The organism is Neobacillus sp. YX16 (genome assembly GCF_030123505.1).
Classification (GTDB): domain Bacteria; phylum Bacillota; class Bacilli; order Bacillales; family Cytobacillaceae; genus Neobacillus.
Genome location: NZ_CP126115.1, coordinates 4,138,183 through 4,154,071, shown reverse-complemented (window position 1 = coordinate 4,154,071; position 15,889 = coordinate 4,138,183). Strand labels below are relative to the sequence as shown.

12 protein-coding genes are annotated in these 15,889 nt (G+C 36.8%); 6 read left to right on the top strand and 6 right to left on the bottom strand.

What is annotated here, in order from left to right:
* Window positions 1–23: 23 nt before the first annotated feature.
* Complete coding sequence (gene yhfH / locus QNH48_RS20310; protein WP_283951769.1) at window positions 24–158, bottom strand: protein YhfH; 135 nt, start codon at window positions 156–158, stop codon at window positions 24–26.
* A gap of 306 nt (window positions 159–464) precedes the next feature.
* Here yhfH and QNH48_RS20305 point away from each other — a divergent pair, with 306 nt between their 5' ends.
* Window positions 465–3,008, top strand: a complete 2,544-nt coding sequence (locus QNH48_RS20305; RefSeq protein WP_283951768.1) for a PAS domain S-box protein — start codon at window positions 465–467, stop codon at window positions 3,006–3,008.
* 130 nt (window positions 3,009–3,138) lie between these two features.
* Window positions 3,139–5,220, top strand: coding sequence for a formate dehydrogenase subunit alpha (gene fdhF, locus QNH48_RS20300; RefSeq protein WP_283951767.1), 2,082 nt, complete (start codon window positions 3,139–3,141; stop codon window positions 5,218–5,220).
* A gap of 445 nt (window positions 5,221–5,665) precedes the next feature.
* Here fdhF and QNH48_RS20295 read toward each other — a convergent pair whose 3' ends face one another.
* Together QNH48_RS20295 and QNH48_RS20290 are read right to left on the bottom strand one after the other, a co-directional pair.
* Window positions 5,666–6,967, bottom strand: a complete 1,302-nt coding sequence (locus QNH48_RS20295; protein ID WP_283951766.1) for an MFS transporter — start codon at window positions 6,965–6,967, stop codon at window positions 5,666–5,668.
* Window positions 6,968–7,930: 963 nt separating this feature from the next.
* Entirely contained in the window at window positions 7,931–9,433 is a 1,503-nt protein-coding gene (locus QNH48_RS20290) for a nitrate/nitrite transporter (protein WP_283951765.1), read from the bottom strand.
* A 268-nt stretch (window positions 9,434–9,701) separates the two neighbouring features.
* On the opposite strand from QNH48_RS20290, the gene QNH48_RS20285 reads away from it, so the two are divergent.
* Window positions 9,702–10,853, top strand: coding sequence for an acyl-CoA dehydrogenase family protein (locus QNH48_RS20285; protein ID WP_283951764.1), 1,152 nt, complete (start codon window positions 9,702–9,704; stop codon window positions 10,851–10,853).
* 43 nt (window positions 10,854–10,896) lie between these two features.
* Window positions 10,897–11,043 carry a hypothetical protein gene (locus tag QNH48_RS20280; RefSeq protein WP_283951763.1) on the top strand — a complete coding sequence of 49 codons (147 nt, stop codon included), beginning with the start codon at window positions 10,897–10,899 and terminating at the stop codon, window positions 11,041–11,043.
* A gap of 59 nt (window positions 11,044–11,102) precedes the next feature.
* On the opposite strand, the gene QNH48_RS20275 is transcribed toward QNH48_RS20280, so the two are convergent.
* Window positions 11,103–11,282: an H-type small acid-soluble spore protein gene (locus tag QNH48_RS20275; RefSeq protein ID WP_095249662.1), complete on the bottom strand. Its 180-nt coding sequence runs from the start codon at window positions 11,280–11,282 to the stop codon at window positions 11,103–11,105.
* A 460-nt stretch (window positions 11,283–11,742) separates the two neighbouring features.
* On the opposite strand from QNH48_RS20275, the gene ltaS reads away from it, so the two are divergent.
* The gene (gene ltaS / locus QNH48_RS20270) at window positions 11,743–13,809 is read left to right on the top strand and encodes a lipoteichoic acid synthase (RefSeq protein WP_283951762.1); all 2,067 of its coding nucleotides are present in this window, start codon (window positions 11,743–11,745) and stop codon (window positions 13,807–13,809) included.
* Between the two features lie 463 nt (window positions 13,810–14,272).
* A complete protein-coding gene (locus QNH48_RS20265; RefSeq protein ID WP_283951761.1) occupies window positions 14,273–14,788 on the top strand; it encodes an HD domain-containing protein in 516 nt (171 codons plus the stop codon).
* 60 nt (window positions 14,789–14,848) lie between these two features.
* Here the strand turns inward: QNH48_RS20265 and QNH48_RS20260 are convergent, their stop codons facing one another.
* Both QNH48_RS20260 and QNH48_RS20255 read right to left on the bottom strand, forming a co-directional pair.
* Entirely contained in the window at window positions 14,849–15,325 is a 477-nt protein-coding gene (locus tag QNH48_RS20260; RefSeq protein ID WP_283951760.1) for a hypothetical protein, read from the bottom strand.
* A gap of 123 nt (window positions 15,326–15,448) precedes the next feature.
* Window positions 15,449–15,550: a YjcZ family sporulation protein gene (locus QNH48_RS20255; RefSeq protein ID WP_283951759.1), complete on the bottom strand. Its 102-nt coding sequence runs from the start codon at window positions 15,548–15,550 to the stop codon at window positions 15,449–15,451.
* Between the last annotated feature and the right edge of the window lie 339 nt (window positions 15,551–15,889).

Genomic DNA, 15,889 nt, shown 5'->3' with positions numbered 1-15,889 from the left:
CTTATTTAAAAAATTTGTTCTCTTTATTCTTCTCTTTTTGCTAAACAGCGATCACATTCCATTAAGTAGCTTTCTGCTTGTTCTTCCATATGCTGCCCACATTCTGGACATTCCTTTTTCTGCAAAGTGCGGAAAAATTCAATTGGATTTACTAACATGATTAAAAATCTCCTCCTTTTTTAATACAGTTTATTTATTATCAACCTGTTGTAGTACAGTATAATCAAAAAAATTAAGTTTGTGTAGTCCTTTTTGATAAATAATTTAATTTTTTTGAAAAATGATACATTTATCCTGTAACAATATTCCGTGCAAGTTTGGTTCTGCTATGTATGTTGTAAAAAAATTATTTGGTTAATATAATGTAAATTTGACAATTTTGTGAACTAAAACACTTCCCTACCGTATTTATATCCATTACAATCATTGTAGAAAGCGAATAGCTCAAAGGGGGAATGCCTTAAATGGATACAGTTTCTGGCGAATTTAATTCATTTTTAATTGTTATAGCCATAGGACTCACCATCATGGCTTCATATACTGGTTTAGATATGTTTACGTTAATAAAAAATTCAAAGAATAATAAAAGACTTTTATATCTTGGCGGCTCTGTATCGATGGGAGTGGGGATATGGGTCATGAATTTTGTCGGGTTAATTGCAGTTGATATTACTCGTTTTTCTAGTTACCAAATACCCTTGACCATTTTATCCATTCTAATAGGGATTGCTTTTTCAGGGATGGCTTTTATACCTTTGTTTGGCAAGGAAATCCGTTCCATTCATTTGCTTTTTGGAAGTTTATTTTTAACAATAGCTGTTTTTGCAATTCATATTATAAGTATTTATGCTATGAATCTGACGATAGAATATAATATTCCTATTTTTGTATTTTCGGGACTATTAATATTTGGGTCTTTTTTATTTTCCTTATGGATTCTTTTTTCTTCTAAAACCTACTCAAAAGGAAGTCAGACATGGTTAAAACCAATTAGTGCGCTAATTATTTCAGGTGCGATTGTAGAAGGGCATTTTCTTTTAAAAAGGGCCTCAACGATTATCTCAACCAACAATCCAATGAATGAAATCATTAATGAAGAGACATTTTTAATATATTTAGTATTATTTGTAACAGTTTTAATAATAAGCGGGTTAATTGCCTCTAGTACTTTAATTAGTAAGCAGCTAGCCGAATCAGATACGAATCTAAATGATATCAAAGCTGCTTTAGATGCTTCGACAATTGTAGCCATCACAGATCCTTTAGGTACGATTGTTTATGTGAATGATAAGTTTGAAGAAATCTCAAAGTATAAAAAGGAAGAAATTATCGGAAAGAACCATCGGATGTTAAATTCAGGATATCACCATAAAGAGTTTTTTCAGGAATTATGGACTGACATACAAGCTGGGAAGACTTGGAGGGGTGAGATTAGAAATAAAGCAAAGGATGGCTCCTATTATTGGGTAGATACAACAATTGTCCCTTTCTTAGATAAAAATGGTAAACCGATTCAATATATTGCCATTCGGTCTGATATTACCAATCGAAAGAATGCGGAACAGGCTCTTTTAGAATCGATAAAAGAAACTCAGGATATTTCATTTGCCCTTGATCAATCGTCTATCATTGCAATTACAGATGAAAAGGGAAAGATTACAAGTGTAAATGATAAGTTCTGTGAAATATCGAAATACAGCCGTGAGGAATTACTAGGTGAGGATCACAGGATATTAAATTCTGGCTTCCATGGAAAGGAATTCTTCAAAGATCTCTGGAGGACGATTGGTCAAGGAGCGGTATGGAAGGGCGAAATATGTAACAGAGCAAAAGATGGTACACATTATTGGGTTGACACGACAATCGTTCCATTTTTAAATGACAAAGGAAAGCCATATCAATATGTTGCCATTCGAACAGATATTTCTGATCGAAAAAGAGCAGAAGAACATTTAAAAGAATCAATAAAAGATAATACAGATATTCGCTTTGCCCTAGACCAATCTACGATAGTTGCCTTTACGGACGCGAAGGGAATTATAACAAGTGTAAATGATAAGTTCTGTGAGATTTCAAAATATAACCGGGAAGAGATTATTGGAAAAGATCATGCCATCTTAAACTCAGGGCATCATCCAAAATTATTCTTCAAGGATTTATGGAAAACGATTGGTGAAGGAAAGGTTTGGAAAGGCGAAATAAGAAATAAAGCCAAGGATGGAACTTTCTATTGGGTAGATACGACAATCGTTCCGTTCTTAAGTGAAAAAGGAAAACCATATCAATATCTGGCGATTCGCAATGATATAACAGAGCGTAAGAAAACAGAAGAGGTACTTCATCGTCAGGATAAGCTTGCTGCCGTCGGTCAATTAGCTGCGGGCGTAGCCCATGAAATTCGAAATCCGCTAACATCTATGAAGGGATATGCAGAGTTTCTGACATTAGATGAGCAGGATCCTGAACGCTTGGAATTTATGAATATTATATTAGATGAAATTGAGCGTGTTAATACCATTGTAGAGGACTTCATGGTTTTGGCAAAACCTAAAATGGTGGAATTAGAAGAAAAAAACGTGGTACCTGTAATTAAAAATGTGGTATCCCTTTTAGAGTTCGAAGCAAGAAAGAAGCATGTTAAACTTACGTTTGATTGTCCGCATGAAATTATCCAAATTGAGTGTGATGAAAACCGCTTAAAGCAAGTGTTTTTGAACTTTATTAAAAACGGAATAGAAGCTATGCCAAATGGCGGGGAACTACACGTAAAAACGATGATTCATGACAACAATGTTCAGATATCCATTCAGGACACTGGAGTTGGGATACCAAAAGAAAAATTAAAACAGCTCGGTGAACCATTCTATACGACGAAGAAAAATGGAAACGGACTTGGATTAATGGTGAGCTTCAAAATTATTGAAAATCATAATGGAAAAGTTTTTGTTGAGAGTGAGCCAAATAAAGGAACAACTTTCAATATCCTCTTACCGGCAAAACCAGCATGATGAAAAACGGAAGATACTCTCTTCCGTTTTTTTGTTACCCTTTCAAACTTTTCGAAAAATAGACAATTATTTTTTTTAAAAACAAAGCTACTTTTAGGATAAATAGATTAATATGTTTATATAAGTACAAATGTTTGAATTGGGAGGGGAAAATGTGGGGGAAGCAAATTTAGTGAAAACGATTTGCGGTTATTGCGGCACAGGCTGCGGTTTAGTGTTAGAAGTCAAAGATAATCGAATAATGAAAATACGCGGTGATAAAGATGCACCGGTTAATAAAGGTCAAACCTGTGTGAAAGGCGCCTTTGCTTATGAATACGTTCATTCGAACAATAGATTAATCAATCCACTTATTCGGAAAGCTGGGCAATTAGTAGAAACAACATGGGATGAGGCATACCAATATATTGCAGATAAATTATCCTCGATTAGAGATACTTGGGGACCTAATTCAATCTCGATGTTTGCTTGTGCTAGAACAACCAATGAATCCAATTATGTTACACAAAAGTTTATGAGGACAGTGATTGGCAGTAATAATATAGATGGATGTAACCGCACCTGACACGCACCAAGTGTTGCCGGTCTGGCAACTGTTTTTGGAAGCGGTTCCCCAACGAATACATTAGAGGATTTTGACAGAGCAGAAGTATTGCTGCTTATGGGATCAAATACCACAGAAGCACATCCGATTATAGCAAACCGAATAAAGAAAGCTATTAAAAATGGACTTAAAGTAATCGTCATCGATCCAAGAAAGATTGACATGGTTAAATTTGCTCATCGTCATTTGCAAATCAAGGTCGGCACAGATATTGCACTAATTAATGCCTTCCTTCGAGTAATTATAAAGGAAAATCTATACAATGAAGAGTTCATTCAGCAATTTACAATTGATTTCGAATCTTTAAAAAAGCATGTTGAGATGTACACACCTGAATATGCTTCTTCCATTACTGGCTTAAATGCAGAGGATATTGTTACGACAGCCAGGGAATATGCTAGTTCAAGTGGTTCAATGATTGCTTATACACTTGGAATCACAGAACACCATTGTGGTGTTAATAATGTCTTTGATATAGCAAATCTTGCTTTATTGACTGGTAATATCGGTAAAGAGGGAACAGGCATTATGCCATTACGCGGGCAAAACAACGTTCAAGGTGCAGGGGATATGGGGTGCCTGCCAAACCAACTAGCAGGATCAATGAGTTTAGTCAATGCTGAATACCGAGCACGTTATGAAAAAGAATGGAATGTTACGCTAAATCCTCATGTTGGTGACACTCAAACAAGAACCTTTGACCGACTCGAAAATGGTGAGTTAAAGGCACTTTACATTATTGGAGAGAATCCATTGCTCGCTGATGTTCATATGAACCATACAAAAAAGCTAATGGAAAAGCTAGATTTGTTAATTGTGCAGGATATATTCCTAACAGAAAGTGCAAAAATGGCAGATGTGGTCCTTCCGGCTTGTTCATGGGGGGAGGTTGACGGAACCTATACCAATACAGACCGAAGAGTTCAAAGAGTTCGCAAAGCTGTAGATCCTGGGAAAAATGTTAAAGAAGATTGGGTTATATTGTGTGAGCTTTCAACGATAATGGGCTATCCAATGAACTATTCAAGCAGTGAAGAAATCTGGAATGAAGTTAGAAAACTCGCTTGGGAGATGTATGGTGGTATTTCTTACGAAAGACTAGAAAAAGAATATAGCATCCATTATCCATGCCCAACTGAAGATCATCCTGGCACATTGATCATGCATGAGAGATTTCACAATCAGGGTTCTGTTGTGAAAAAATCACCATTTGTACCAGTAGATTTCACAGAACCATTGGAACTCCCAGATGACGAGTATCCTTTCACCTTAACTACAGGCAGACGTTATGAATCGTATAACACACATTCGCAAACACGTTACTATGCACCAGGCGTTAAGGTAAAGCAAACGGAAGAAACGGTGGATATTCATCCAGATGATGCTCTTGCCTTAGGGATTATCGATGGTGAAGTGGTTCAAGTTCGTTCCCGAAGAGGCGAGTTAACGGTTAAAGCCAAAATTACAGAAATGGTTGTCCCTGGACTTGTGTTCATGAGCTTCCATTGGAGTGAAACACCAACAAATGTCTTAACATTAAACGAATATGACCCGATATCAGGTACTGCAGAATACAAAGCATGTGCAGTAGCCATTTCGCGGATATAAAAAGAAGGGCACGGAATTCAGATTCCGTGCTTTTTATTATTTTGCTGTTGTAAAGGTAACTGTTGATTTTAGAACTCTGTTGATTTGTGCGGAAGGCGCGAGACTCCTCGAAAATGCTATCGCATTTTCTTCGTGCGTGGGCATATTCGAGGATGTAAATCAATGTCCTGCAGGAGGACGGGACAGGGGAGACCCCGCTCATCTCTTAGCGCCGAGGAGTAGGAAAAGCGGAAGCGCCTTGTACAGCCCCGACAAGCGCTGGAGGGCCTGACGATGAAGTCGTTCTTTGACTTCAACGTTGGGACCGAAGCGACTCGAGGGGCTAGGCGCTGCAGCTAGACAGGCTTCCCGAACCGCCTGCGGAAAGCGAAGCGCCTGGAGCACAAATCAACAGCCTAATTTAACACAGCCTATTATTTAAAAATAAGCAAAAACAAGCTGGGGGTTACCCAGCTTGCTTAACCATTTGTTTAACTTCAATTGTTTTTCTTTGATAGTATAAAAAGTTCAATGCAAAAGCAATGACGTAAAAGCCAATGAAGAAATAGAATGCTGTTACGTATGAACCTGTTGTATCAACGGACCATCCAAAAAGCTTAGGAATGAGGAAGGAACCGTAGGCTGCAAATGCTGCTGAAAACCCTATTACTGGTGCAGCCTCTTTTGGAATGAAAATGGTTGGAATCATTTGGAACGTTGATCCAGAACCAATCCCAGAAGCAAGGAATAAAACAAGGAATGAACCTAAGAAACCAGCAAACTGATTAAGATTTAAGAAGTAAATAACTCCTAATGCACCAATAGTCATAACCACAAATACATAAGCCGTTACTCTAGCTCCACCGAATTTATCAGCCATCCAGCCGCCAACAGGTCTTGCAGCAGCTGCAACTAACGCACCAAGGAAGGCAAGTGAGATATATTCAGGGAACTGTGATTTTAATAGAAGCGGGAATGCTGCTGAATAGCCAATAAAAGAACCAAATGTTGCGATATAAAGTACTGTCATAATCCAAGTGTGCTTACGTTTTACAATAACAAATTGATCTGCAACTGATTGTTTCGCACCTGGAACGTTATCCATTTTAAAGTAGGCAAGTAATGTCATAATCACAATCGGAATTACCCAAATGAATGCTGCATTTTGTAACCATAATTGTTGACCATTTGCTAATACTTGACCTTTACCTGCAAATGCAAAAGCACCAGTTGTAACGATTAATGGTGTAACAAATTGTACAACTGAAACACCCATGTTTCCTAAACCGCCGTTAATACCTAAGGCTGTACCTTTTTCTTTTTTCGGGAAGAAAAAGCTAATATTGGCTGAAGAGGAAGAGAAGTTACCTCCACCAAGACCACAAAGCGCTGCTAACAATAACATAATTGAAAATGGAGTGTCAGGATTTTGTACCGCGAATCCAATCCCAATAGCGGGAATGGCTAAGACGGCTGTTGAAATGACAGTCCAGTTTTTCCCACCAATAGAACCGACTGCAAAAGTATAAACAAATCGAAGAGTTGCTCCAACAAGACCTGGGATCGCTGCTAATGTGAATAATTGTTCGTCTGTAAAATTGAAGCCAATATCATTTAGTCTTATTGCCACCACAGACCAAATCTGCCAAACAATAAACGCAAGCATTAAAGAAGGAACAGAAATCCATAGATTTCGTTGTGCGTGTTTTTTTCCTTCTGCTTTCCAAAACTTTTCATCTTCAGGATTCCAATAATTAATTCGTGCCATTTATATCGCTCCCTTAAATCCACATTCATTTTTTCTGCGTGGATATTGTTTGTGATTTCACTATAAATCAGATGGTAACATGATTTTTGTGACGTACGTCACAAAAATAGTGAAGGAAATGTGAACTTGAGGTAAAAGACAAAAAGTTGTAATATTTTGTTCGGTTTAGCTCTTTGACGAAAAAAAAGACCCTCCGAAGAAGGTTAAAGAGTTCCGTTTTGAAGTGCTTTTCTTAAAATACGTGCCGAAATGACAGTCGTATTGGCATCGTTATGGGTACATAAATAAGTAAATCTCTCCAAAGTAATGGCGAGTTTCTTTATTAGGAATACAAAAACCATAATTATATAAAACCTCACCGTAATGCATCAAAATGAGGTTCTCTTGGATTTTTGAAGAAGGCTCATTTCTTTTTAAATAAGATGTCTTCCCCGTAATAGAGTAACCAGGAAAAGTAAAATAAGCGGAGATGTTCCGGTTAAATGCAGAATGGAGCTCGTTGCGGGGTAAATAAGGGGAGTTTTTCCGACTATGCAGAGCAAAATCTCCCATTTTCGAATGTTTCGAGCCAATAGGCGGAATCTCGCCGTCTATTTAAGCCCTTTTTAATAATAATTACTAATTAAGCGGAATTTTTCCGTCTATTTATCAGCTCAGGTGCTAATCTAACCTGGTCCCCCAACCCTCTAAGTACGGACCCTCTTGATCCTAGATGCGGGAAAGAACAATAAAATTGGTATTCAAAACGGCACTGCAAATGACAGAAGTTTTGACGTCATTATTAATTGTACAATACGTATTGTCCATCATAATAATGACGTCAATTGTTATGTCAAAGTTAATGGAATTTGGTAGAAACCTTGATAAATAAAGAAAAAGACGTATGCCAATTCATACGTCAATTCTTGTGTTTTTTAATAAGAAAGCACCCGAAAACGAAGCCTTTAGAAGAAGGTCTATTGGCTATGATTTCTTTTTATCATCAACTTCATGAAACATGCCAACGTAATTTTTTGTGTCGCCACTGTCATCGCGAATGGCAGTAATTGTTAACCACTCTTGGTAAATTTCTTGGTTTTTTCGTTTGTTCCAAATGAACCCTTCCCAGTAGCCTGCATTTATCAAACTATCCCACATCTTTTTATAGAAGGCATTATCGTGTTCTCCAGATTGAAGTACACTCGGTGTTTTTCCAATCACTTCATCCTTGGTATAACCAGTTATTTTTGTAAAAGCGGGATTGACACTTTGAATAATTCCATTTTTATCAGTAACAGTAATTCCATCAGTAGCATGATTGACAATTTTGGCGGAGATATCCTGCTTTTCACGATAGTAGAGCCAGACGACTAGTATTGAAGCTGCTAATGAAAACTCTGATAGCGACATGAAGCCAATTGCATAGTGTCCAGTCCAATTAAAGAGTATGGTCAAAATGATAGGCGGAAAAAAGCCTCCAAGTCCTCCCATCGCTGAGACAATACCATTTACGATTCCTGCCTGTTTCGAAAAATATAAAGGTACTAATTTGAAAATGGTACCATTTCCGAGTCCTGCACAAATAGCCACGAATAAACAGCCAAATGAATAAATTGGAAGAGATGGAGTAAAAGCCAATAGAAAACCGGCAAAAGTAAGTCCAGTAAAAACACCCATTAAAATAAAAAATGGATTTAATTTATCTCCAAGCCAACCGCCAATTGGCCGGAAAACAGTAGCCAATGCGATGAAACCAGCTGTACGTAAGCCAGCATCTACTTTATCTAAATCAAAATGATTGACTAAGAAAGAAGGCAAATAGATTGTGAAGGCAACAAATGATCCGAACGTAATGAAATAGAATAAACTTAAAAACCAAAGCTTTTCATTTTTATAAACTTCTTTTATTTGATTAGATAAGGAGTTGTTAGCCTTTTTCTCATTTTTATCACCGAAAAGAAAATTTAAGACAGCAAAGACCAAGACAACAACGAGGAATATCTGTATCGTCGTTCTCCATCCAAATGCATTTGCTAGAACGGGTGAAGCGAACGATGTAAGTGCTGTTCCAATATTCCCAGCACCATAAATTCCATTAATAAAGCCATGTTTTTCTTTTGGGTAATATTTAGGCAGGGAAGTAACACCTACAGAGAAAACTGCTCCGCCAATACCGAGCATTAATCCACCCAAAATCAACATGAATAGTGAGTTAGCAATGCTTAGAATCCCAATAGGCAGTAATAAAACAATAAAACTAATCGTAAAAATGGTTCTAGCACCAAACCGATTTGTCCAATATCCAATTGGAACTCTAAGTAAGGACCCAAGGATTACAGGTACGGCCGTGGCCAAGGATATTTGCGTTGATGATAGTTTAATATCTGCTTGAATGTATGGCATAAGTGATGAGATAAGCACCCAGACCATAAAACCGGCAACAAGGCTTGTAGTTTGAAGATATAATTGTTTTGTACCTTGAGACATTCCAATCCCCCTTCATTTCCAATATGTGTAGTATTTCCATTTAAAATCTATACAACCGAAATTTTTGCACATAAACACTTATTGGTAAATTTTTCTTAGTGTATTATAGAACAATTTTTTAGATTTAACTATGAACTATGGCACAAATCTATGAATATAGTAAGATTTATAAGAAAAATGGAAAATATCTCCTCACTCGTGTATTATCATATTAATTAAAATTAAATTCAATCATAAAAAAAGATGAGATTAGGGTAGGAGGAAGTTTATGAATTTTCAACAATTAGAATCATTTGATCAGCAATATGAATTGATGAAAGAACTTTCAGAGCGATTTTTGTCAAGAGCTCATCAAGTAGATATCGAGGGAAGTTTTCCATACGAGAATATTCAAGATTTAAAAGATAGCGGTTATACCTCATTAACGGTTCCTAAGAAGTATGGGGGAAGAGAAATTTCTTTGTATGACATGCTTCGTTTTCAAGAGAAAATTGCAGAGGGAGATGGTGCAACCGCGCTATCAATCGGCTGGCATATGGGGATTATCAAAAATCTCTCAGAAAAAAATTCTTGGGATGAAATCATCTTTAATAAAATCTGTAAAGACGTAAGAAATGGTTACTTAATCAATAGTGCTGCAACAGAGCCAAAAACAGGAAGCCCGACCCGTGGAGGAAAGCCTGAAACCTCAGCTTATAAAGAGGGGAATAATTGGATAATAAACGGGAGAAAAACCTTTACTACCATGGCCCCCGTATTAGATTATTTTATTGTAAGTGCAACGATAAAAGCTACCAATCATGTAGGAAACTTCCTTATCCCTAGATCCTCAAATGGAATATTTATTGAAGAAACCTGGGATAGTATTGCCTTACGAGGAACGGGAAGTCATGATTTAGTTCTTCACAATGTATCCATACCTGAGGAATTCTTTGTAGAGCAACTTGGAAATGAGGGTAAGAAACCAAATGGCTGGCTTCTTCATATACCAGCTTGTTATCTTGGGATAGCAAAAGCGGCAAAGAAATATGCGATAGAATTTGCTAAAGATTATTCTCCTAATAGTGTTGAAGGTACAATCATTGACTTACCGAACGTACGGCAAAAAATAGGGGAAATGGAATTGAAGCTGATGGAGTCAGAGTATTTCTTACATTCTGTCGCAAAGCAATGGGATAATTCTGACGAGCTGAGCAGAGGGAATATGGGTCCATTCCTTGGAGCAGCCAAATTAAATGTTACAAATAATGCCATCGGTGTAGTGGATTTAGCAATGAGATTAGTAGGAGCAAAAAGTCTGTCGTTAAAAAATCCTTTGCAGCGATACTATCGTGATGTGCGAGCAGGGCTTCACAACCCGCCAATGGATGATATGACTATCCAAATTTTAGCAAACCACGCCATTAAACAATTTGATTAAATTTTACTCACCTTGAACACTTTAACTATTAAGGGGTGAGAAAATGCCAAGAGGAAAGGAATTAAGCCAGCTTCCTAAATCAGATACCACAATTGATGTAGGCTCAAATACAAAGGATGTACTAAAAAAAGGCTTCGATCAACAAATTAAGCCTAGAGATCTGGATAAGGAAAACGAAGATATGATATAGTCGCAAAACCTCCAAATATAAAAATACCTCCACCTTTATTCGAAAGGTGGAGGTGTTTTTTAGTCCTCAACAAGTTCCCCTATCTCAACTATCGTTCTTTCTTCAAGAGGACCTCTGAGGTGTACAGTAGCTGTTCTTCCATCCTCGTTTAATTGGTCAATCCAGACAGAAGTTCCATTATATTTGACTTCAATATCTGCGGATGACGATAGAATTTGTTTAACACGGTTTACATTCATATTTTCACTCCTAATATAATTGTCATTTTATTTTTACCTTGATTTGGGTTTTCATTCGCTAATTTGTAACCGCTTTCTACTATTGTTATTAGTTCTAAAAGGATAGCTTGTTTTATATTCTTTAAAAGATAAGACTAAAATCATATTGCATGCTCTAAATTTCCGGTTTATGATTACTTAGAAAAAGATACCTAAAATAATTTGAAACTTAATGGGTTTCCTTTCGTCATATATAAAAGAAGTTCAAAGCAGCTTGGATCGGCAGATATTTGAATTTCGATTTATCCGAGGAATTTGACCAAGCTTTCTAGAATGTTAGATTACTAGCAAAATATAGTGAAAAATGACGAAATAAATTGGTTATTAATGGAAGTAGTTCTGTTTTTATTTTGGTGGATATGTGATATAGTAATTGAGGTTCGTTTACCGAAGTTATTGGTAAGTGAGGGGAGAATTAAAAATGAAAAAGATTAGACTGCCTGAAATAAAAAATAATGGATCCATTGCTTTCTTTGCAATTGCCGTTGTTTTATTCTGGCTAAAAACATACGCAGCATATCAAGTTGAATTTACCCTTGGAATTGATAATACCCTACAAAAATTCCTCTTGTTTATTAACCCGCTAAGTTCAGCGCTATTCTTCTTTGGTTTAGCTTTACTTTTCAAAAAGCGCATGAAATTAGTCATTATTATTACAAATTTTATTTTATCGTTCTTATTGTACGCTAATATTGCCTATTACAGATTCTTCAGCGATTTTATTACAGTTCCAGTATTAATGTCGACCAAAACAAATGCTGGACAACTGGGAGATAGTGCACTTTCATTAATGTCGCCATTTGATTTCTTATACTTCTTAGATTTCTTTATTTTGATAGCATTGTCTTTGACTGTATTTAAGAAGGTTACTGTTGAGAATCGAAAGTCATTTAAAGTAGTTCTATTGTTTGCGGTCACGGTATTCTTATTTAATCTTGGATTGGCAGAAAAAGACCGTCCACAGCTATTAAGCCGTTCGTTTGATAGAAATTACTTGGTAAAATATTTAGGTGCCTATAACTTTACCATTTATGATGTTATACAAAACATCAAATCTTCAGGCCAACGGGCCCTTGCCGACAGCAGTGATATAACAGATGTTGAGAACTATCGGAAAGCAAATTTTGCAGCACCAAATCCTGAATACTTCGGAAAAGCAAAAGGAATGAATGTAATCTATATTGCAATGGAATCCCTTCAAAGCTTTGCCATTGATTATAAAATGCCGGATGGTCAGGAAGTAACACCGTTCTTAAATTCCTTAGTTCATGGGAATGACGCATTTTATTTTGAAAACTTTTTTCATCAAACTGGTCAAGGTAAGACGTCAGACGCAGAATTCCTGATGGAAAATGGATTATACCCAATGGCTCAGGGTGCTGTTTTCGTCAATAAAGCACAAAACACCTACCATGCAATGCCAGCCATTCTAAAAGGCAACGGCTATTATTCCGCTTCGTTTCATGGGAACTATAAAACGTTCTGGAACCGAAACGTTATGTACAAAGCTTTAGGCTATGATCAATTTTTTGATGCCGAATATTACAATATGATAGAGGAAAATACTAAGAATTACGGTTTAAAGGATAAGCCATTCTTTACAGAATCAATGCCTTTACTGAAGAGCTTACCCCAGCCGTTCTATACGAAGTTTTTAACCCTTTCTAACCATTTTCCATTTGAAATGGATCCAGAGGATACTGAGTTTCCTGCTGGAGATACAGGGGATAAAGTGGTCGATCAATATTTCCAAGCCGCGCACTACATGGATGAGGCGATTGAACAGTTCTTTAATGATCTAAAGGCTTCGGGTTTATACGATAATACAGTCATTGTGATGTATGGAGACCACTACGGTATTTCTGAAAATCACAATGAGGCGATGGCGAAGGTCCTTGGTGTTGAGGAAATTACTCCAACCCTAAATACCGGCTTGCAGCGAGTTCCTTTATTTATTCATGTTCCTGGAGTAAAAGGTGGGATTCAGCAGCAATATGGTGGTCAGGCTGATGTGCGTTCAACCATTCTACACTTATTAGGTATTGATACAAAAGACTACTTGGAACTTGGATCTGATTTATTATCTAAGGATCACCGTAATTGGGCATTATTTAGAAATGGTGATTTCGTTTCACCTGAAATCGTTCAAGTAAAAGGTAAATGCTACAGTAACGTAACAGGGGAAATACTCGAAGGAACTGAGGCGTGTAAGGAAATTGCAGAAAAAGCAGCAACAGAGCTTCAAATGTCAGATGAAATCGTTTATAAAGACCTTTTACGTTTCTACCAGCCTGAGGGATATACACCAATAGATCCTAATGACTTCGAATATTTAGCTCCCAAAATGAAAAAAGGAGTAACTGAAAATACCGAAGTAAAAGAAAACGAAGGTACCAATAAAACTGATAGTACAGAAAGTACAGAAGGCACAAATGAAAATGAAACTGCAACAGAAGGTATAAAGGAAACAGAAACTGCAAATGAATAACAAGTGAATACAAAAGTAAAAGGAGCTTTCATTAACAATGAGAGCTCCTTTTTTATTAGGCTGTGTTAAAAGTATACTGTTGATTATAGAACTATGTTGATTTGTGCGGAAGGCGCGAGACTCCTCGAAAATGCTATCGCATTTTCTTCGTGCGTGGGCGGATTCGAGGAAGTAAATCAATGTCCTGCAGGAGGACGGGACAGGGGAGACCCCGCTCATCTCTTAGCGCCGAGGAGGTTTCCCTAACCGCCTGCGGAAAGCGAAGCGCCTCGTGACAGGAAGAGACCGCCTGTCACTGCGGTGATTATTCAAAGAAGCATTCCTTAGTGGAACACAAATCAACAGCCTAATTTAACACAGCCTTTTATTAAGTAATATGTATAAATATGTAGCTTTAGAATTATGTTTATAATATAATGAATAGTAAAAAAATTGCATGATGCTAAGTGTGGAGGAGATTGATATGAGAGATGTAAGGTTAATTAACATATTTGAACATCATATTGCACAAAAATACTTGAATCGATCTGGCATTGCACATGCAATTGCAGTGGCCTATCATGCCTTTCATTTAGCCAAAGAACATCAACTGGATATTGATATTGCGGCAAAGGCAGGGCTTTTACATGATATGGGGCACTATACCTGGTATAAAAATGGGAAATGGGACTATGATTTATATAAACAAAATGACATTCATCCAATTAAGGGTGCGGAGAGAGCACACAAATTATTAATCCGTCTTGGTGAGAATCCAGTAAAGGCAAAAAGCATCGCTTTAGCAATACTGTTTCATACCGATTCATTCTTACCATCAAACGATATTGTTCGTACACCGCTCCAGCAAATTGTGAAATGGGCGGATGAGAAAGACGAAGAAGAGGGAGGGATGCACCACTATCGAACAATCGATTACGATCGGGCAAAACAAAGCATTATACGCCTAGATGACTTGATTGATATAGAACTAGCAAAATAACTGAGCTAGATTAAACAAAAAAAGCTGTGCTTTGTGCGGCACAGCTTGAATTAATATTTATTAAACTCTGTGAAATCCTTCCTCTGTTAAAAACTCTTCCGCTTCACCATAGGTATCGAAGCTTTCTTCCAGATTTAATCCAAAGTATATATTCCACGTATCGTTCTCGTTTATTAAAATCAGATGATTTTTTTCTTCGTTCACCCAACGTTCTTCAACCTGATTCCCAATAATCGCTTCTTCTGCAAGTGATTTTTCAACTGGCAATAAGGACTCGATGGACTCCTGAATTAATTTCTTTAATTCATCTGTAGAAAAGTCACGGATATTAACCATTCCTTTATCATCGGTTTGATAGGTATGTAGGTTTCCTGCATAAACAAATCCGTTTCCATTTGGGTGAAGATGATAGACCACATTTTTTTTATCAGATGCGCTGTTAGGCAGCTGGAAATTTACACGTTTAAGTGAAACGTCTTTTCGCTCTAGTTCTGGGAATGTCTCAATTATGGCTAATTTTTCGTTAAAAGTAAGCATTGATGCCTCCAATATTATCGTAATGTTACTATCATACAGATAGTTTAACTGAAGATACAACAATTTATTTAAAAAATGCTTCAGCACCTACACGCTGAAGCATTTTTTAATGAAGCTGTATTTTTAAAATCCGCCTCCAATGAAAGCAGACCCGACAATTATTAGAAGAATAAACAAAACAACAATTAATGCAAATGCATTGTTATTACCACCATTTTGACCCATTCCTTCTTCTCCTCCATCGTTATCTACTTCAATTTATGAATTAACGGGTTAGAAAGCTTGGACGAAGTTCATGGTTGTATTATTTTTTAATAAAAAACCATTGAAGGGACACTAAAGTCATGTTAACATTATGTAAATAAATAAAAACGATTTTTGGAGGAGCCTGTCACCAAGGGATAACTATGTCCCTTAGTGACAGGCTCCTTTTGTATTTCCAAAAATTGAATGTAAAAATAAATGAAATGAATCGAGAGGTGGAATGATAGTGAAGAGTTAATATTGAAACTCATAAGTTATCAGATGACCAAAAGGGTTGGTATCTCAGAAATAAGGAGGTTT